The organism is Mesoflavibacter zeaxanthinifaciens subsp. sabulilitoris, assembly GCF_014191595.1.
Classification (GTDB): Bacteria; Bacteroidota; Bacteroidia; order Flavobacteriales; family Flavobacteriaceae; genus Mesoflavibacter; species Mesoflavibacter zeaxanthinifaciens.
On sequence record NZ_JACHWV010000004.1, the window covers coordinates 356249 to 375390 of the forward strand.

Annotated in this window: 17 protein-coding genes; 7 read left to right on the forward strand and 10 right to left on the reverse strand. The window is 31.1% G+C overall.

Annotated features, from left to right (window positions below; genetic code table 11):
• Positions 1-60: 60 nt before the first annotated feature.
• Positions 61-1377: an adenosylhomocysteinase gene (ahcY, locus tag FHS04_RS08175; protein WP_106679707.1), complete on the forward strand. Its 1317-nt coding sequence runs from the start codon at positions 61-63 to the stop codon at positions 1375-1377.
• Between the two features lie 127 nt (positions 1378-1504).
• On the opposite strand, the gene FHS04_RS08180 is transcribed toward ahcY, so the two are convergent.
• From FHS04_RS08180 to FHS04_RS08200, 5 genes are all read right to left on the reverse strand, one after another.
• Positions 1505-2518: a phytase gene (locus FHS04_RS08180; protein WP_106679705.1), complete on the reverse strand. Its 1014-nt coding sequence runs from the start codon at positions 2516-2518 to the stop codon at positions 1505-1507.
• Complete coding sequence (locus FHS04_RS08185; RefSeq protein ID WP_106679703.1) at positions 2518-5376, reverse strand: TonB-dependent receptor; 2859 nt, start codon at positions 5374-5376, stop codon at positions 2518-2520. Before FHS04_RS08185 ends, FHS04_RS08180 begins: the two co-directional genes overlap by 1 nt.
• 194 nt (positions 5377-5570) lie before the next feature.
• Positions 5571-5831, reverse strand: coding sequence for a 50S ribosomal protein L27 (gene rpmA / locus FHS04_RS08190; protein WP_027880838.1), 261 nt, complete (start codon positions 5829-5831; stop codon positions 5571-5573).
• Positions 5832-5895: 64 nt separating this feature from the next.
• Entirely contained in the window at positions 5896-6549 is a 654-nt protein-coding gene (rplU, locus tag FHS04_RS08195) for a 50S ribosomal protein L21 (RefSeq protein WP_106679702.1), read from the reverse strand.
• 97 nt (positions 6550-6646) lie between these two features.
• Entirely contained in the window at positions 6647-7099 is a 453-nt protein-coding gene (locus tag FHS04_RS08200; protein WP_027880836.1) for a DUF4199 domain-containing protein, read from the reverse strand.
• Between the two features lie 191 nt (positions 7100-7290).
• Here FHS04_RS08200 and FHS04_RS08205 point away from each other — a divergent pair, with 191 nt between their 5' ends.
• Both FHS04_RS08205 and FHS04_RS08210 read left to right on the forward strand, forming a co-directional pair.
• A complete protein-coding gene (locus FHS04_RS08205) occupies positions 7291-8613 on the forward strand; it encodes a M16 family metallopeptidase (RefSeq protein ID WP_027880835.1) in 1323 nt (440 codons plus the stop codon).
• Between the two features lie 49 nt (positions 8614-8662).
• Positions 8663-10741, forward strand: a complete 2079-nt coding sequence (locus FHS04_RS08210) for a M16 family metallopeptidase (RefSeq protein ID WP_106679700.1) — start codon at positions 8663-8665, stop codon at positions 10739-10741.
• 35 nt (positions 10742-10776) lie between these two features.
• Here the strand turns inward: FHS04_RS08210 and FHS04_RS08215 are convergent, their stop codons facing one another.
• A complete protein-coding gene (locus FHS04_RS08215; RefSeq protein ID WP_106679698.1) occupies positions 10777-11673 on the reverse strand; it encodes a DMT family transporter in 897 nt (298 codons plus the stop codon).
• Positions 11674-11772: 99 nt separating this feature from the next.
• Between FHS04_RS08215 and FHS04_RS08220 the strand changes: the two genes are divergently transcribed.
• Together FHS04_RS08220 and FHS04_RS08225 are read left to right on the forward strand one after the other, a co-directional pair.
• The gene (locus FHS04_RS08220) at positions 11773-12342 is read left to right on the forward strand and encodes a heavy-metal-associated domain-containing protein (RefSeq protein WP_106679696.1); all 570 of its coding nucleotides are present in this window, start codon (positions 11773-11775) and stop codon (positions 12340-12342) included.
• A gap of 97 nt (positions 12343-12439) precedes the next feature.
• Positions 12440-13267 (forward strand): alpha/beta hydrolase, encoded by an 828-nt coding sequence (locus tag FHS04_RS08225; RefSeq protein ID WP_106679694.1) that lies wholly within the window; start codon positions 12440-12442, stop codon positions 13265-13267.
• Between the two features lies 1 nt (position 13268).
• Here FHS04_RS08225 and gldD read toward each other — a convergent pair whose 3' ends face one another.
• The 4 genes from gldD to mutY form a co-directional block, all read right to left on the reverse strand.
• A complete protein-coding gene (gene gldD / locus FHS04_RS08230) occupies positions 13269-13850 on the reverse strand; it encodes a gliding motility lipoprotein GldD (RefSeq protein WP_106679692.1) in 582 nt (193 codons plus the stop codon).
• Between the two features lie 16 nt (positions 13851-13866).
• Positions 13867-15171: a gliding motility-associated protein GldE gene (locus FHS04_RS08235; protein ID WP_106679691.1), complete on the reverse strand. Its 1305-nt coding sequence runs from the start codon at positions 15169-15171 to the stop codon at positions 13867-13869.
• A gap of 10 nt (positions 15172-15181) precedes the next feature.
• A complete protein-coding gene (locus FHS04_RS08240; RefSeq protein ID WP_106679689.1) occupies positions 15182-15637 on the reverse strand; it encodes a single-stranded DNA-binding protein in 456 nt (151 codons plus the stop codon).
• Positions 15638-15729: 92 nt separating this feature from the next.
• Complete coding sequence (gene mutY, locus FHS04_RS08245) at positions 15730-16770, reverse strand: A/G-specific adenine glycosylase (protein ID WP_106679687.1); 1041 nt, start codon at positions 16768-16770, stop codon at positions 15730-15732.
• Between the two features lie 138 nt (positions 16771-16908).
• Between mutY and FHS04_RS08250 the strand changes: the two genes are divergently transcribed.
• Together FHS04_RS08250 and FHS04_RS08255 are read left to right on the forward strand one after the other, a co-directional pair.
• Positions 16909-17199: an HU family DNA-binding protein gene (locus FHS04_RS08250; RefSeq protein WP_019386001.1), complete on the forward strand. Its 291-nt coding sequence runs from the start codon at positions 16909-16911 to the stop codon at positions 17197-17199.
• 307 nt (positions 17200-17506) lie between these two features.
• The gene (locus tag FHS04_RS08255) at positions 17507-19051 is read left to right on the forward strand and encodes an Rne/Rng family ribonuclease (RefSeq protein WP_106679685.1); all 1545 of its coding nucleotides are present in this window, start codon (positions 17507-17509) and stop codon (positions 19049-19051) included.
• The last annotated feature ends 91 nt before the right edge of the window (positions 19052-19142 follow it).

Below are 19142 nucleotides of genomic sequence, written 5' to 3' on the forward strand. Positions count from 1 at the left end.
TTATTTTAAAACACTAAAACCAAAGTTTAGCCCTTTAATAAACATAGAAAAAATTTAGAAATGAGTACAAAAACAGTCCCATACGTTCCTAACAAGGTAAAAGATATGTCTCTAGCAGATTGGGGAAGAAAAGAAATTGAATTAGCCGAAGCAGAAATGCCAGGTTTAATGAGTTTACGTGAAGAGTATAAAAATGAGCAGCCATTAAAAGGCGCACGTATTGCTGGTTGTTTACATATGACCATTCAAACTGCTGTTTTAATTGAAACGTTACAGGCTTTAGGTGCAGAGGTTACTTGGAGTAGCTGTAACATTTTCTCTACACAAGATCAAGCAGCTGCTGCTATTGCTGCTGCAGGAACTGCTGTTTATGCTTGGAAAGATATGACTGAAGAAGAGTTTGACTGGTGTATCGAGCAAACCTTATTTTTTGGAGAAGATCGTAAGCCTTTAAACATGATTCTTGATGATGGTGGTGATTTAACTAATATGGTTTTAGATAAATACCCAGAATTAGCTTCTGGTATTAAAGGTTTATCTGAAGAAACTACGACTGGTGTACACCGTTTATACGAGCGTGTTAAAAACGGAACATTACCAATGCCTGCAATTAACGTAAACGACTCTGTAACAAAATCTAAATTTGATAACAAATATGGTTGTCGCGAAAGTGCTGTAGATGCTATACGTCGTGCAACAGACGTGATGTTAGCTGGTAAGCGCGTTGTTGTTTGTGGTTACGGAGATGTTGGTAAAGGTACTGCAGCGTCTTTTAAAGGTGCCGGAAGTATCGTAACAGTTACTGAGATTGACCCAATTTGTGCGTTACAAGCTGCAATGGACGGTTTTGAAGTTAAAAAATTAGAAACTGTTGTTGGTAATGCAGATATCGTAATTACTACAACTGGTAACAAAGACATTGTACGTGCAGAGCACTTTAAAGCAATGAAAGATAAAACCATAGTATGTAACATTGGTCATTTTGATAACGAAATACAAATGGCTTGGTTAAACGAAAACTACGGTAACACTAAAAACACAATTAAACCTCAAGTAGATAAATATACTATTGATGGTAATGATATTATTGTTTTAGCAGAAGGACGCTTAGTAAATTTAGGTTGTGCAACTGGTCACCCAAGTTTTGTAATGAGTAACTCTTTTACTAACCAAACATTAGCGCAAATCGAGCTTTGGAATCATTCTGACAAGTATGAAAACGAAGTATATATGCTACCAAAACATTTAGATGAAAAAGTAGCTAAATTACACTTAGAAAAAATTGGTGTTGAGCTTACTGAGCTTAAGCAAGATCAAGCAGAATATATTGGTGTAACGGTTGAAGGTCCTTTTAAACCTGAACACTATAGATACTAAAATTTCTGCAACAGCAGAAAAATTACAAATCCCAAGCAGAAATGTTTGGGATTTTTTTATTGTACATTTTAAAAATCAAAAACCCTTTCTGTAAAAGAAAGGGTTTTCTTAATTTATGAAAAAATTATTATTTATTCAATTGTAATGAATCTACTGCATGATAAAAGAAATCTTGCTCATCATTCATTGAAACAAATAATCCGTTGGGAAATTTATCACCCAATGCTTGTGTTGTAATATCACAACCATCGGTTTCTAAAGTTCCTAAGTTTAAAGTTTTTACGTAAGCATTATCACTTCTTGTAAAAAAATTAAACGTATGATCTTGTTGGTTAGATACTATTATATAACCTTCTCCGTTAGGATAAGTTGCTATAGCAATACCTTCTATATCGTCTTTAAAATACTCAGAACCAAACATGGATATTTCTTTATTCCCATCTTTTGGGTTGGCGTGATACTTTCTTATACCAACACCTTCATCAGAAAAATATACAAAACCTAACTCGTCGTCTACAGCTATGGCTTCGATTTCTTTTTGACCACTAAATGTGCCTAATTTTCTAAGTAATTTTGTAGAAACTCCTGTCGAGTCAGATTCTAATCCATACTGGTATAAATAACCTTCTTTTGGACCAGCTTTTCGGCTAACAAATACAGAGACTTCATTAGTTTTTGGGTTTTTATAAATTGAAATTCCCATTGGTCTTTTTTGAAGCTTATCAGTTTCATCTTCAAATACTTTAAAACCTCCATTATCAAGTGGCTTTAAATCTGGTACAGAAAATAATCGTATTTGATTTTTTTCTCTTTCTGTAAACATCAATATATCTGTTTCAGTACTATCTGTTAACTTAAAACCATATTCTACATCTACATTATTTGGGTAACTTACACCTTTAATTGCTTTGTCTTTAATTAGTTTTCCGTTTAAATCAAAAGCGTAAACACCGCCATTAACTTCATCTTTATCTGTACCAAAAACTATGCTTTGTTCTGGGTTTTGTTTGTTTACCCAAATTGCTGGATCATCACTATCGTGAGGTACTTTATCTGTTTTTAATGTTGGCGGTATTTCTGGTAAGTTAGTTTTGCAAGCTACCATTGTAATTGCGCAACATAGTATTAAAAATTGTTTCATTATTTTTTGCTTTTAAATAGATCGTACTTTAATCCAAAGGTTAAACGCTTCTCATAGTATTCCATTTGCATGGTTCTTCCTTTTACACCTTGATAATAACGTAATGGTTGGTTAGTAATGTTATTTAAATTAGCATATAAGGTTAGATTTTTACTTAAAGCAACATTAGCATTAAAGTCTAAGAAAAACTGCTCGTCATAGTATCTGTCTTCAAAAGCATTTCCTCCTATTTCATCTATATAATCGTCTGAAAAATTTGCTGATAAACGTAAACTGAATTTTTTAGCATCATAGCTTAAAGATCCGTTAAACATATTTGGAGCTGTTTGTGGTAAATCTAAATCTGTACGCTCTTCTCCGTCTTCGTTATAAATACCATCTGTATTTGAAGTTAAATACGTGTAGTTTAAATAAATATTAAAGTTTTTAGCAAAACCTGGTAAGAAATCTAAACGACGTTGAAATGAAAATTCTGCTCCAAAAACTGATGCTCCATCTCCGTTTAGTGGTTGGTAAACTTCATAACCATTTTCATTTTCAGTTTGTCTTACGTAAACAAAATCTTGAATATCTTTATAGAATAAACCTCCTGAAATTATACCAACTGATTTAAAGTAATGCTCTGCCATAATATCAAAGTTCATAGATGTAGTTGGGTCTAACTCTGAATTACCTAAGAAAATCTCTTCATCTTCATTATTAATTTCTTGATAAGGCACTAAGTCTACATAGTTTGGACGCGCTAAAGTGTTTGTCCATGCAAAACGTAAAACAGTATTGTCTGTTACGTTATATTTTAAATGAACACCTGGCAAAAGGTTTGTGTAAGAGTTTTTATCTGTTAATTTTTGAATACCGTCTACATCTCCATCTTCATTAAAAGTTAACTCGTTACCTTCACTATCAATAGAAGTATGCTCTAACCTAACACCTGCTAACACGCTAAATTTATCAGAAAAATCTTGATTTAACATAACATATCCTGCATATACGTTTTCATTAACATCGTAGTTAGCTGTAATATATTCTTCTGGCAAATCTTCACTTTCAAATAGGTTTGTGTTGTTAAGATTAAGTCCTCCTAAAAATTCTTCTGAAGCAAATGTCCCTATTTGATATTGACTACCAGCTAAGAAATCTGAATCAGAGTAGTTTTTTGTTGGTACCATTCCTAACTCTTCTAACATTCCTGTTGCATCACTGTATTCTGTAAAATCGTTATCTCTATTTTTATTTTTTAATCTAGTTTTTACTCCAAATTTTAAAAATCCATCTCTATCTTCAACAATAGAAACTGGTAATTTGGCATTTACAAAAAAGTTAAAATCTTCTTCTTCTGTATATTGATTTTCTTCTGATAACTCATTAAACGTAAAAATTGAAAAATCAGAATTAGCAGCATTTACTGGTGAATAGTTTGGTTTATCTTGATTGTTATTAAAGTTAACCATGTACTCGCTTTCGTATTCTAGATAACGCTCGTTTAATCTTTCTTCAGATGCTTTAGCAAATGAAGCCATCCAATCAAATTCTACATTACCTAATAAATGATCTCCACCTAAACTAAAGTTAAACATACGTTGATCTTCTAAACGCCTGTTTTTATTTCTATTATTATCAATTCCGCCTTTAGACTGTCTTTTTGCCTCAACCGGAAACATGGTTAAATTTCCATTGCTATCAACATTAAAATCGCCTAAACCAATATCTTCTCCATCTAATATTTCATGTTCTAATCTAAATCTGTTTTCGCGATCATCTCTCCAGTTGTAAATTGATTTGAAGTAAACCGTATTATTTTTATCTAACTCGTAATCAAAATTTGCAGAAAAACTTCTTCTAACACGTTGTACTAAGTATTCTCTAATTTCAAAAACATTAGCGTAAGGATTTACATCTACTTCTTCAAGGATATCATCACCTTCTATGTCTTGGACTCCTGTATTATATTCAAACTCATCTGTCCATTCTGTTTCTACGTTATCACTTCCAAAATCATTATCATTGATAGATGCAGAAACCATCCAACCAAATTTACCATCGTTAGAACGGTCTCCTACTAAAAATGAACCATTTAAAATACGCTTATCTGTAATAAAGTTTAAACCAGAACCAGCTGTTGCAGACAATCTAAATCCTTGTGGCGATGTTCTTGTAATTAAATTTACAGATCCTCCAAGTGCATCTGCATCCATATCTGGTGTAACGGCTTTATTAACTTCGATAGTTTGAATCATGTCAGAAGGAATTAAATCCATTTGTATGTTTCTATTATCTCCTTCTGCAGAAGGAATTCTGCTTCCGTTAAGAGTTACCGAGTTTAATTGAGGTGATAAACCTCTAACAATAATATTTCTTGCTTCTCCTTGATCTACTTGCATTGTAATACCTGGTATACGCTTTACAGCATCTCCTACATTGGCATCAGGAAACTTACCTATTTGGTCTGTAGATACGATATTTGTAATATTTTGTTTGTTTTTTTGAGCATTTAAAGCTCTTGCTTGACTACCAATACCGTATCCAGTCAATACAACCGTTTCTAATTCGGTGTTTTCTGAGTTTAAATTTATATTTAGCGTTGTTGTTGTATTAGCTGTTACTTGTACAGATTTTGAAACATCAGAATATCCTAAATATTTAACCAATACAGTATAATTTCCTTCTGGCACGTCTACTAGAGTATATTTACCATTAAAGTTAGAGATTGCTCCTTTATTTAATGTTTCTATTAAAATAGTAGCTCCTGGTATAGATATACCATTTTCATCTGTTAATGTTCCTTGAATATTTCCTGACTGAGAATAGCTACTAAAAGAGATAGTTAGCAGCATTAATAAGGTGTAAAAGTATTTCATATTTTGTTGATTTTTGTTCAACGCTAAATAATAAAATACCCATCTAAGTGAATTTAGATAAACTTAAAGGTTGAGTTATTTTTAAATGAAAAAATAAGCTTTTTAATATTAACAAAACTATGAGGTAATATTAAAGAAACAAAAAACCCTTTCTAAAATTAGAAAGGGTTTTTTATTTTTTGGGCTAAAAATTCTTAAGCCTGAAAAGGCTCTATAGAAACATAAGATTTGTTATCTTTTTTCTTTGTGAATTTTACAACACCATCTACTTGAGCGTGTAACGTATGGTCTTTACCTTGGTATACGTTTTCACCTGGATGATGTGTGTTACCTCTTTGTCTTACAATGATATTTCCAGCAACAGCTGCTTGACCACCAAAAATCTTAACACCTAATCGTTTCGATTCTGATTCTCTACCGTTTTTAGAACTACCAACTCCTTTTTTATGAGCCATAATTTTAAGGTTTTAAAGTTTCTGCTTTACGCAGTAACGTTGTGTTATACTTAAGTGTTGTAGATTATTTTTCTACTCCACCGTCTAATTTGTCTTGTAACTCTTTTAATTCATCCCACTTACCATCAGCAGCTAATTGAGCTTGTTGTGGCCAAGTGTCTGGTACGTGATTACCACGAACACCTTCGATGATTTCAGAAATTTTTGCTGGTTTAGCTTTAGCTAAATCTGCATAAGTAGCAATTCCTGCTTCTACTAAAGTTTCTGCAATTTTAGGTCCGATACCTTCAATTTTCTTTAAATCATCTGCTTTACCAGAAGCTTTTTTTGCAGTTGCTTTAGGCGCTTCTGCTTTAGCTTCTTTTTTAGGAGCAGCTTTTTCAGCTTTTTTTGCTGGCTTAGCTCCAGATGCTACTATGTTTTCAATTACGATTTCAGTTAAGGCTTGTCTGTGACCATTTTTCACACGGTAACCTTTACGTCTTTTCTTTTTGAAAACAATAACTTTATCACCTTTAAGGTGCTTTAAGACTTTTGCACTTACTTGTGCTCCATCTATAGCTGGGGCGCCTACTGTTACATTGCTACCGTCTGCTAATAAAAGTACGTTGTCAAAATCAACTTGCTTACCTTCTTCTACTGCTAAACGATTAACAAAAACTTTTTGGTCTTTTTCAACTTTAAATTGATGCCCTGCTATCTCTACAATTGCGTACATAGCGTAACGTTTTTATTAATTTAATTATTACTTTTTGCTTCCATCTTCTCAGAAAGCGGATGCAAATATACTTCTAATTAATTAATCTACAAACGTTTTAGGCATTTTGAAGCATATTTCTGCTCTTTTTTAGCATTTGCATGCAAGTTAAGGTTAAGACTACTGTTGTAGCAAATCCCATAATTGCAACTACAAAAGCTACTAATCCTATGTGTACGTTGTAATCTTGTTTAAATACTGTAAGTAATTGACTTAAAAAATCTGGATTAATTTCGGTAGCATATAACGTAAAAAATATTGTAAAAACAATAGCAGCTAAGAATCCTGCTACTAAGCCTGATGTAAATCCATTAGAGTAAGTAAAGTCTTCATCTTGTTTTAATTTTTGATGCTTAATAACTTCATAAATACCAAATCCCGTTATAAAGCCATTAAACAAACTAAAAAAAGGATTTGTGTGTAAATTAAATAATGCTAAAATTAAAAAATAAGCAATAAGGGCTGCACTTATGGCAAACCCATATTTAATAGGTAATGAGATATTTTTCATAGTTTTTTATTTTATTGGTTAAATAGTCCATTTAATTTCGTGAAAAAAAAACTGTTTTTTTATAATTTGATGTTAATTTTTCTGATTTAAAGGATGTTAAGCCATTTGTATTGTTATTTTTGTTAAAAAGTGTAACAAATCTTTAAGATTTGATACTAATACCAAAAAATAGACAATTAAATATCTTAAACATGAAAAAAAGTTTATTCTCATTAGCAGCTTTAGTGTTGGCTGGTTTTACCGCTAATGCTCAAGAAGTTAAGTATGAAGAGTATGATTTAGATAACGGCATGCACGTTATTTTACATCAAGACAATTCTGCACCTGTTGTTACTACTTCTGTAATGTATCACGTTGGTGCTAAAGACGAAAACCCAGAACGCACAGGATTTGCTCACTTTTTTGAGCATCTTTTATTTGAAGGTACAGAAAACATTCCTCGTGGAGATTGGTTTAAAATAGTATCATCAAATGGTGGTAGCAACAACGCTAATACTACAGATGATAGAACGTACTACTACGAAGTTTTCCCTTCTAACCAAGTTGAATTAGGTTTATGGATGGAATCTGAGCGTTTAATGCATCCTGTAATTAATCAAATTGGTGTAGATACACAGAATGAAGTTGTAAAAGAAGAAAAACGTTTACGTGTAGATAACTCTCCTTATGGTAAGTTTTTTGAAAACGTAAAAAAACACATGTTTAAAAAACATCCTTACCGTTGGACTACAATTGGTGAGATGGAACATTTAGATGCAGCAACTTTAGAAGAGTTTCAAGCATTTAACAAAAAATTCTATGTGCCTAACAACGCTGTTTTAGTTGTAGCTGGTGATATAGATGTACCTCAGGTTAAAAAAATGATTAAAGATTATTTTGGACCAATCCCAAGAGGTGAAGAAATTACAAGAAACTTCCCAAAAGAAGACCCTATAACAGAACAAATAAATGCTAAAGCTTACGACGCTAACATCCAAATACCTGCTGTTGTAGCTGCTTATCGTACGCCATCTATGAAAGATAGAGACGCTTACGTTTTAGATATGTTATCTACTTACTTAAGTAGCGGAAAATCTTCTGTACTTTACAAAAAGTTAGTTGACGAAAAGAAAATGGCTTTACAAGTTGGCGCTTTTAACAACAGCCAAGAAGACTACGGTACTTATATCCTTTTTGGTCTTCCTTTAGGAGATGTAAAACTTTCTGATCTAATTAAAGAAATTGATGAAGAGATTGTTAAAGTTCAAAACGAATTAATATCAGAAAGAGATTATCAAAAACTTCAAAATCAATTTGAAAATCAATTTGTAAATTCTAATTCTAGTATCTCAGGTATTGCTAACTCTTTAGCTAGATACTACATGCTTTACGGTGATACAGATTTAATCAATTCAGAAATTGAAATCTATAGATCTATTACTAGAGAAGATATGCAAGAAGTAGCTAAAAAATACTTACAACCTAATAAGCGTCTTGTATTAGAGTATTTACCAGAGGAAAAAGATAACAAATAAGAAATGAAGATTAGCTTCGGCAATTTTTCAATTTAAAATATAAAACATAATGAAAACAAAAATAACAGCCTTATTAGCCGTATTGTTCTTATCAATTTCTGCAACAGCTCAAATTGATAGATCTGTACAACCTAAACCAGGTCCTGCTCCAACCATTACTCTAGAAGTACCAGGAGAATTTCAACTTAAAAATGGACTTAAAGTTTTAGTTGTAGAAAACCACAAATTACCACGCGTATCTTACTCTTTAACAATTGACAACAATCCAATTGTAGAAGGAGACAAAGCTGGAGTATCTAGTATGCTTGGAGCTATGTTAGGTAATGGAACTACTAACATATCTAAAGACGAATTTAATGATGAAATTGACTTTTTAGGAGCAAGATTAAGTTTTGGATCTAGTAGCGCATACGCTTCTGGTTTATCTAAATATTCTGAGCGTATTATGGAGTTAATGGCAGATGCAGCAATTAACCCATTATTTACACAAGAAGAGTTTGACAAAGAAAAAGCTAAAGTTTTAGAAGGACTTAAAAACTCAGAAAAAAGCGTATCTGCTGTAGCTGGTAGAGTTGGATCTGCACTTGCTTACGGTAAAAAACATCCTTACGGTGAATTTATTACAGAAGAAACTGTAAATAATATTACGTTAGATAATGTTAGAGCTTTTTATCAAAAATACTTTAACCCAAACAATGCTTACCTTGTAATTGTTGGAGATGTAGATTTTAAAACCGTTGAAAAAAACGTAAAGAAATATTTTAAAAATTGGGAAAAAGGTATAGATGTTACAACTAATGTAATTAAACCAAATCCTAATGTACCTGCTACGCAAATCAATTTTGTTGATATGCCAAACGCAGTTCAATCTAACATTGCTTTAACTAACAATGTAGACTTAAAAATGAATGATGACGATTACCTAGCTGCTAAAGTAGCTAACTACATCCTTGGTGGTGGTGGTGAAGGTTATTTATTCTTAAACCTTCGTGAGGATAAAGGTTATACCTATGGATCTTATTCTAGTATAGGAGCAAATAAATATGGTGCATCAAGATTTGAAGCTACTGCAGAAGTAAGAAATATGGTTACAGATAGCTCTGTAGTAGAAATGCTTAAAGAGGTAAACCGTATTAAAAACGAGACTATTTCTGAAGAAGCTTTAAAAAATGCAAAAGCTAAGTATGTAGGTAGCTTTATCATGTCTTTAGAACAACCACAAACTATTGCAAGAAATGCTCTAAACATTAAATTAAACAATCTTCCTGCAGATTACTACAAGACTTATTTATCAAGAATTAATGCACTTACAGTTCAAGATATTAAAAATGCAGCTAATAAATATTTTAAGCCTGAAAACGCAAGAGTTATTATAGTTGGTAAAGGAAGTGAAGTTATACCTAACTTAGAAAAAACAGGATTACCAATTAAGTATTTTGACAAATTTGCTAATCCAGTAGATAAGCCAGTATTTTCTAAACCAATACCTGATGGTGTTACTGCAAAAACAGTAGTTGACAATTATTTAACAGCTGTTGGTGGAATAGACAAAATCAAAGCTGTAAAAACAGTACATATGAGTGGAGATGTAAAAATTGAAGGTGTGCCAATTCCTTTAACTGCAGAAGTAAAATACATGATGCCTAACAAAGAATCTTTAGAAATGAACGCTGAAGGTATGGGTACTTTAATGAAGCAAAAGTGGAATGGTACAACTGGATACATGGAGCAACAAGGAATGAAAAGAGATATGACAGAAGATCAAATTGCAGAGAAAAAAGCTAGCCCAGCATTATTCCCAGAAACTGATTTGGACATGAGCAATGTAAGCTTAGAAAGTATTGTTTCTATTAACGGAGAGGATAACTACAAATTAAAAGTAGTTAATGGAGATAATGAAATCTTCCGTTATTACAATACGTCTACTAACTTATTAACTCAAGTAGAAAGCACTACCGAAGCACAAGGTCAAGAAATTAAAACAGTTGTATCATACAACAACTATTCTCCTGTTAACGGAGTACAGTTACCGTATGGTCAAACAATTGTTTCTGGACCTCAAACTATATCTATGAATTTTAAAGCAATTAAAGTTAACGAAGGTGTTACAGAAGCAGACTTTGAATAATTAATTGTTTATGATATTTATTAAAAATCCGAAGTTTAATTACTTCGGATTTTTTTTTGCTTTCTATTTGCTAAAAACACACCAAATAATATTATCAAACTACCCAAACCTTGGGTCCAACTAAAAGTTTCATTATCTAATAATCCCCAAATTAATGCTACAATTGGCATTATATAAGTTACAGAAGATGCAAACACAGGTGTTGACATCTGCACTAACTTATTAAATAAAACTTTGGCTAAAGCGGTACCAAAAAAAGATAAAACAACTACAAAACCAATAGAACTTACAAATTCTGATTGGTCTAAGTTTTCAACATTAAAAAAGTCAGTCAAAATCAACACCAATAATGCAGGAATAAAAATTATAACATAATTACCTGCTGCAATACTTAATGGTTTAACATGTTGTAAATAAGTTTTTATAACATTTACATTAATTGCATACATAATTGTAGATGCAATTACAAAACCTGCATACCAATAATTTTGATTTGGATTTAGATCTGCTCCTTCAAGTATCAAAATAGAAGTTCCTACAAAACCAATTATAATCCCAATAACTTGTCTAGTATTTGTCGCTATTTTAAAAACAGCAGCACCTAACAAAACCGTATTTAAAGGCACTAAACTATTTAAAATAGAAGCAACAGCGCTATCAATTTCAGTTTCTGCTATAGCAAAGAAAAACGCAGGAAAAAATGAACCTAAAAAACCCGAAAGCGCTATCCATTTCCAGTCTTCTTTTTTGATAAACTTCAATTTATTATAACCAACAATAAACAAAAATATACCGGTAATAATCGTGCGTAAAGCTCCTAATTGATAAGCATTTAATCCTATCAATGCCTTTTTTATCAGGATAAAAGATGTACCCCAAATTAAAGACAACACCAATAGGTAAACCCATTTTAAATAATCATTATTTTGCATAGTCAATTTTTACACCACAAAAATGGAATAATAAATACAATAATTAACAATATTTCTTAGTTTTGTAATCTATTCAGTAATAATTAAATACTATATAAAATGAAATTATTTAAAAACATATTAGCTTTAGCTATTGTCTCTATTTTTGCGTTTAGTTGTAAAAATGAAACTAAGCCAGAAGTAGTAACTTCTCCAAACTCTGAAATTACAACTAATAATGAAGTAGCTAAATTAGATCCAAACGCTAACTATGCTAAAGCAGAATTCACTATCGAAGGAATGACTTGTGCAATGGGTTGCGCAAAAACTATCGAGAAGAAAATGGCTAAAATGGAAGGTGTAAAATCTGCAACAGTAGATTTTGACAAAAAATTAGCAATGGTAGAATATGATGATGCTAAAGTAACACCAGAAAGTTTAGAAAACACAGTTACAAGTGTTGCAGACCAATACAGTGTAAAAGACATGAAAACTGTAGAAAGTTTTACTAAAGACAAAAAAGAATGTTCAGTTAAATGTAAACCAGATTGCGACAAAAAAGATTGTGCAGATTGCAAAGCAAAAACGGAAGCTTGTAAAGCTAAATGCGCTAAAAAGACAGAAGCAGAAAAAATGGCTTGTGCTAAAGATTGTAAAAAAGCATGTTGTGCTGGTGTAAAAAAAGCTTAAACGCAACATATAAATATTAAAAAAGCCTCGATTAGTCGAGGCTTTTTTACGCTTTAAAATCATTAAATATTCATATTTTGGATAAAATTTATTAAAGATGAAAAATAAAATTCTCTTATTCATTACAATTTTGTGTGCTTATTTTATAAAAGCTCAAACATTACCTAAAACCATTAGCGATACAACTTTTACAATTGGTAAAACAGTAAAAATTAAGTCTAAAATATTAAACGAAAACAGAGAATTAAATATCTATTTACCTGCATCTTACAATCTAGACAGTTTAAAGACCTATCCTGTAATCTATTTATTAGACGGTTCTAAAGACGAAGATTTTATACATATTTCAGGAATTGTGCAATTTGGTTCGTTTTCTTGGATTAATATGCTACCAGAATCTATTGTTGTAGGAATTGCTAATGTAGACAGAAAAAGAGACTTTACATATCCATCTAAAAATGAACTTGACCAAAAAGAATTTCCTTCATCTGGAAAATCTGAAAAATTTATAAGTTTTATAGAATCAGAACTTCAGCCTTACATTAACTCTAAATTTAAAACTAGTAAAGAAAAAACAATTATTGGTCAATCTTTAGGCGGCTTATTAGCAACAGAAATATTATTTAAAAAACCAGATCTTTTTGACAATTATATTATTGTTAGTCCTAGTTTGTGGTGGGATGATGAAAATTTATTAAACTTCAAACCTATTATTTATAACAATAATAAATCTATTTACGTAGCAGTTGGTAAAGAAGGTCAAGTTATGGAACGTACAGCCAAAGAACTTTACGAAAAACTAAACTCTAATAAAAAACAAAACACAAGGTTGTTTTTTAACTTTTTAGAAAACAAAACTCACGGAGATGCTTTACACATTGCAGTTTATGATGCTTTTGAGAAAATTTATAATTCTAAAAAATAAATTACTTCCACTCTAAAGTTTCCATTATGTGTTTAATATCTTTTTGCAGATAGTTAGCAGCAGGTAAGATAGAATCGTAATTTGGTTTTGCGTAAAAATATAAAGAACCTGTTAAAAAGTGCTTTGTACTATCTGTGACATAAAATTGTGATTGGCTTGCTGCATTACCTCCAACTTCGTAAAACATTCCGTAAACCTTTCGTTCTTTATTATCATAAACTTGCTCAACAATTTCATCAGCTTTACGTGTGTGTTCTTGTGTAAAGTTTTGTGCGTCTTTTAAAAACTTGGTTAATTCTTCTTCGTTGTGTATGGTTTTATAAGTAAGATAAATTGTTCCTTTTAATTTATCATATTCTAAGTTTAACCCAAAACTACTAGGATCATTAGGAATGGTTTTAATTTTAACAGTATCACTAAGTGTATTTCTTTCAAAAGAAAACGGTAATTGTTTATTATAACTTTTATAAGTTGCTTCTGGATACTCTAACCTTAAATACCCTTTTGGTTTTGGTACAGGATCTTCTGCGCAACTGGTTAATAAGAGTAAACCTAAAAGTAAATATGTTAGTTTTTGTATCATTAATTCTACATTTTGGTTAGGGTAAAGTTACCTTAACACGCTTAATTCTTTTTTTATCTAAAGACTCTATAGTAAAAACGTAATTTTCAAATTTTATTTTACTGTTTCGTTTAGGAAAACCTCCAGAATTCTCTAAAATAAATCCAGCTAAAGTTTCGGCTTCACCTTTATTGTCTTCAAAAACGGTATCGTCTTCAAGTTTTATAATTTTATAAAAATCTTTTAATGCTGTTTTACCTTCAAAGACGTAATTTTTGTCATCTAATTTAGAAAATATTAGGTCTTCATCATCAAACTCGTCACTTATATCACCAACAATTTCTTCTATAATATCTTCTAAAGACACTAAACCTGAAGTTCCGCCATATTCGTCAACTACAACTGCAAGGTGTACTTTTTTCTCTTGAAACTCTGACATTAAATCATCCAATTTTTTATTTTCTGGCACAAAAAATGGATCACGTAAAAGCGATGTCCAATCAAATTCTTTTTCATTTAAATAAGGCAACAAGTCTTTTACGTACAAAATACCTTTTATGTTATCCATATTATCTTGGTAAACTGGTATTCTGGAATAACCGTTGGCTACAATTTCTTCTACAATTTCAGCATAAGTTTGATCTATACTTAATGCAAACACATCAATACGTGGTTGCATAACTTGTTTGGTATCTGTATTACCAAAACTTACAATACCTTGTAGTATTTTTTGCTCTTCTTTGGTTGTATCATGCTCGCTTGTTAGCTCTAATGCTTGAGATAATTGATCTACACTAAGGTTTGATTTTTGTTTTCCTAATCGGCTATGTATTGTTAGCGTTATAGCACGCATTGGTAAACTTAACGGAGAAAACACTACATCTAAAACACGTAAAGGATATGCCATAAAAGTGGCAAATTTTAAATTATTACGGCTAGCATATATTTTTGGCAAAATTTCTCCAAAAAGTAATATTAGAAAGGTAACAACTACTACATCAACTATAAATTTTATTAAAGTAGATGTAATACTTTTAAACATAAACTCACTTAAAAAAGCAAACAGAATTACTATACCAATATTTATAAAATTATTTGCCACCAATATGGTTGCCAGTAGTTTTTTTGGTCGTTCTAAAAGCTTGGTAATTATTTTTATTTGGTTTTTTGCAGCTAATTCTTCGTCTTCTAAGTCTGTTCTTGACAGAGAAAATAAAGCAACTTCTGCTCCAGAAATTAATGCAGAACCAATTAAAAGAACTATTAAAAGTACAAATCCTAGTACTATATTTATATTAGTACTAGCTATAAGTAAGATAAAACACGAGGGTTCAGGATCCATATAATATTACTTAAAAAGGAAGATCGTCATTATCGTCTTCTACTGTTTGTGTATTTGGTGTTTCAGGTTTTGGTGCTTGTTGTTGCATCGGTTTTGCTTGTGCATTACCTTGCATAGCTTCAGATTCGTTTTTATTACTTAAAAACGTAAAATCTGTCACTTGTATTTCTGTACTATAACGGTCGTTACCAGAATCATCTTGCCATTTTCTAGTTTTTATTCGACCTTCAACATATATTTTATCTCCTTTTGACAAGTATTTTTCGCAGATTTCTGCACCTTTATTACGTACAACTATATTATGCCATTCTGTATTACTAATACGCTCGTTAGTTTGCTTATTGGTATAAGTTTCGTTAGTTGCTAAAGGAAAACGTCCTACACAGCCACCACCTTCAAAATAGTGCATTTTTACTTCGTCTCCTAAATGCCCAATTAGCATTACTTTATTTAGTGTTCCTGACATAATTATTTAATATTAAGGATGCAAAATTACAGAATTGCGTCTGTATGTTATTAAAATTAATAATTTTTTTTGAAGTGAATGAATTATAAATTTTAAAAATTAAATTTATCAATAAAGTTACCTATCAAAATAGGCACAGGATAGTCTTTTATGTTAGAAATATCAATACCATTTTCAATACATTCATCTACACTAACTATCCAAAATTTTGTGTACAAATGTTGATGCGATAGTTTATGTATTATATCTGTATCATTATATAAATGAACATCAAAATTCATATCTGCTAAAACATCTAAATTTTCAATCTTAGACTTTATATTATTATAAGTTGAAGGTTTTTCAGTTTCAATTAAAGGAAATTGATATAAGTTTTGCCAAATCCCGCTTCCAATACGTTGTTCTAAAATTGTTTTTTCGTTTTTAGAAATAATAACTATAAAATTAAAGTACTTTTTAGTAACCTTAGTTTTTTTAAGCTTAACAGGTAATACAGCAATTTTATTTTCTTTTAATGCTAAGCAACTTGTTTTAAAAGGACAAACACTACAATCTGGATTTTTAGGTTTGCATTGTCTTGCGCCAAACTCCATTATAGCTTGATTAAAAATAGCAGGTTGTTGTTTATCTATTAATTGTTGTGCTAACGCTTTAAATTCTTTTTGTCCTGGAGTAGAGTTTATTGGTGTTTCAATTCCAAAAATTCTTGATAAAGCTCTATAAACATTACCATCTACCACTGCAGTTACTTCGTTAAAGCAAATAGAGGCAATTGCGCTAGCAGTATAATCTCCTACACCTTTTAGCTTTAAAATATCTTTATATGTATCAGGAAAAACACCATCAAGCTCGTTTACTATATATTTTGCAGACCAATGTAAATTTCGTGCGCGTGAGTAATAACCCAATCCTTGCCATAATTTTAAAACGTCTTCTTCATTAGCATTTGCAAGGTCAAAAACTGTCGGAAATTGACTTGTAAAAGCATGGTAATAAGGTGTACCTTGAACAACTTGTGTTTGCTGTAAGATAATTTCAGAAAGCCAGATATAGTAAGGGTTATTCGTACTGCGCCAAGGTAAATCGCGCTTGTTTACTGTATACCAATTAATTAACTTTGTTGAAAAATTCATAGGGCTAAAAACTACAAGAAATGCAAAAGTAAAGTTTATAGCATTAAAATTTAATGAATTAGGTTTGAAATATTGAATATTAAATGCCTATATTTGCCAACCCTTAAAAAAATATAATAACCCAAATAATAAAAGAAAATGACTAAGGCTGATTTAGTAGCAAAAATTTCTGAGAAATTAGGAATTGAAAAAGGAGATGTTCAAGCGACTGTTGAAACTTTTATGGAAGAAGTAAAAACATCTTTAGAGAGTGGAGATAACGTGTACTTAAGAGGATTCGGTAGCTTCATCATCAAAACTAGAGCTGAAAAAACTGGAAGAAATATTTCTAAAAACACAACAATAAAGATTCCAGCTCACAATATTCCAGCATTTAAGCCAGCAAAAGTATTTGTAGAAGGCGTTAAGACAAATGTTGACGTAAAGTAAAAATTTAAACGAATTATTAATTTAAAAACATTAACCTATGCCAAGTGGTAAGAAACGTAAAAGACACAAGGTTGCTACGCATAAGCGTAAAAAACGTAGACGCGCTAACCGTCACAAAAAGAAAAAATAATTCCAAAAAGTAGTTTTTTAACTACTTTTTTGGTTTTTTAAAATTTCGTTCTTTGAAAATAGAGTTTAAAAAAATTACGTTATAACCTTGCGTAAAAATAAACTCAGCCGGATTAAAAATCCTGTGAAAATTGTATAATCCATCTATACTTAATCGTATGGATAAAAATTAACCTAAATGGATAAAGAATTAATTATTAGGTCTAGTCCAGAAGCTGTTGATTTTGCCTTATTAAAAGATGGAAAACTAATTGAATTACATAAAGATGAAGATGGTAACAAGTTTGCTGTTGGCGATGTGTTTATCGCCAAAATAAGAAAAGCTGTACCAGGTCTTAATGCTGCATTTGTTAATGTAGGATATGAAAAAGATGCCTTTTTGCATTATCATGATTTAGGACCAAAAATTTCTTCACTTTTAAAATTCACAAAACGTGTAAGCACAGGTAAATTAAAAGACTTTTCTTTAAAAGATTACCCATTTGAAAAAGACATTGATAAAGACGGTAAAATAAACAACGTCTTAAAATCAAATCAGTCTATTTTAGTACAAATCGTAAAAGAACCAATATCTACTAAAGGTCCAAGAATAAGCTCAGAGCTTTCTATTGCCGGTAGATATATTGTTTTAGTCCCTTTTTCTGATCGTATATCTATTTCTCAAAAAATAGAAAATAGAGAAGAAAAAGACCGCTTAAAACGATTGGTAAAAAGTATAACTCCACCAGGTTTTGGCGTTATTGTACGAACAGTAGCTGAAGGCAAAAAAGTAGCCGAGCTAGACAAAGATTTACAACATTTGCTAAGTCGTTGGACAGCAATGTGTAAAAAGCTACACAAAGCTCATCATCCTACCAAAGTATTAGGAGAATTAAATAAAGCCTCTTCAATTTTAAGAGACATATTTAACGACACTTTTACAGGTATACATGTAGATGATGAAGAGCTTTATTTTCAAATAAAAGATTATTTGCAAGAAATTGCACCAAATAAAGAATCAATTGTCAAACTTTATCAATCTAAAGTTCCCATTTTTGAGAAATTTGGGATAGAACGACAAATAAAAACTTCTTTTGGAAAAACAGTATCTATGGCTAAAGGTGCCTACCTTGTTATAGAACATACTGAAGCACTTCATGTAATAGACGTTAACAGCGGTAATAGATCTAACAAATCAAACTCACAAGAAGATACTGCACTAGAAGTAAATCTTATCTCTGCAACAGAAGTTGCAAGACAGTTAAGGTTACGTGATATGGGCGGTATTATTGTAGTAGACTTTATAGATTTAAACTCTGCCGAAAACAGAAAAAAACTTTACAATCACTTACGTGAAGAAATGAAAGATGATAGAGCCAAACATAAAATATTACCTCCTAGTAAGTTTGGATTGATTCAAATAACACGTCAAAGAGTACGACCAGAAATGAACATTAAAACCAGAGAAGTTAACCCTAATGGTGATAATGGAGAAGAGGTCGAAGCACCAATAGTATTGGTACAAAAAATAACTCATGACTTAGAACAACTATTTAAAAAAGACTATAAAAAGGTGACCTTAAACACACATCCTTTTATAGCAGCCTTTTTAACAAAAGGTTTTCCATCTGTACGTTCAAAATGGTTTTTTGAACACAAAAAATGGGTAAAAATACAACCTAGAGATGCTTACACATATTTAGAATATCATTTTTACGATAAAAATGGTGATTTAATAAAATAACCCAAAGCCTTGCTAATTAATTAGTGAGGCTTTTTTTATTGTAAAGATTTGGGCGTTTTAACAGGCTGTTCGTTATATCTTTTTTTGCCTT

What these genes read in the sequence shown, in the direction of transcription:
- ahcY (WP_106679707.1), top strand. Translation starts at nt 61, where the DNA reads ATGAGTACAAAAACAGTCCCATACGTTCCTAACAAGGTAAAAGATATG.
- FHS04_RS08180 (WP_106679705.1), bottom strand. Translation starts at nt 2,518, where the DNA reads ATGAAACAATTTTTAATACTATGTTGCGCAATTACAATGGTAGCTTGC.
- FHS04_RS08185 (WP_106679703.1), bottom strand. Translation starts at nt 5,376, where the DNA reads ATGAAATACTTTTACACCTTATTAATGCTGCTAACTATCTCTTTTAGT.
- rpmA (WP_027880838.1), bottom strand. Translation starts at nt 5,831, where the DNA reads ATGGCTCATAAAAAAGGAGTTGGTAGTTCTAAAAACGGTAGAGAATCA.
- rplU (WP_106679702.1), bottom strand. Translation starts at nt 6,549, where the DNA reads ATGTACGCAATTGTAGAGATAGCAGGGCATCAATTTAAAGTTGAAAAA.
- FHS04_RS08200 (WP_027880836.1), bottom strand. Translation starts at nt 7,099, where the DNA reads ATGAAAAATATCTCATTACCTATTAAATATGGGTTTGCCATAAGTGCA.
- FHS04_RS08205 (WP_027880835.1), top strand. Translation starts at nt 7,291, where the DNA reads ATGAAAAAAAGTTTATTCTCATTAGCAGCTTTAGTGTTGGCTGGTTTT.
- FHS04_RS08210 (WP_106679700.1), top strand. Translation starts at nt 8,663, where the DNA reads ATGAAAACAAAAATAACAGCCTTATTAGCCGTATTGTTCTTATCAATT.
- FHS04_RS08215 (WP_106679698.1), bottom strand. Translation starts at nt 11,673, where the DNA reads ATGCAAAATAATGATTATTTAAAATGGGTTTACCTATTGGTGTTGTCT.
- FHS04_RS08220 (WP_106679696.1), top strand. Translation starts at nt 11,773, where the DNA reads ATGAAATTATTTAAAAACATATTAGCTTTAGCTATTGTCTCTATTTTT.
- FHS04_RS08225 (WP_106679694.1), top strand. Translation starts at nt 12,440, where the DNA reads ATGAAAAATAAAATTCTCTTATTCATTACAATTTTGTGTGCTTATTTT.
- gldD (WP_106679692.1), bottom strand. Translation starts at nt 13,850, where the DNA reads ATGATACAAAAACTAACATATTTACTTTTAGGTTTACTCTTATTAACC.
- FHS04_RS08235 (WP_106679691.1), bottom strand. Translation starts at nt 15,171, where the DNA reads ATGGATCCTGAACCCTCGTGTTTTATCTTACTTATAGCTAGTACTAAT.
- FHS04_RS08240 (WP_106679689.1), bottom strand. Translation starts at nt 15,637, where the DNA reads ATGTCAGGAACACTAAATAAAGTAATGCTAATTGGGCATTTAGGAGAC.
- mutY (WP_106679687.1), bottom strand. Translation starts at nt 16,770, where the DNA reads ATGAATTTTTCAACAAAGTTAATTAATTGGTATACAGTAAACAAGCGC.
- FHS04_RS08250 (WP_019386001.1), top strand. Translation starts at nt 16,909, where the DNA reads ATGACTAAGGCTGATTTAGTAGCAAAAATTTCTGAGAAATTAGGAATT.
- FHS04_RS08255 (WP_106679685.1), top strand. Translation starts at nt 17,507, where the DNA reads ATGGATAAAGAATTAATTATTAGGTCTAGTCCAGAAGCTGTTGATTTT.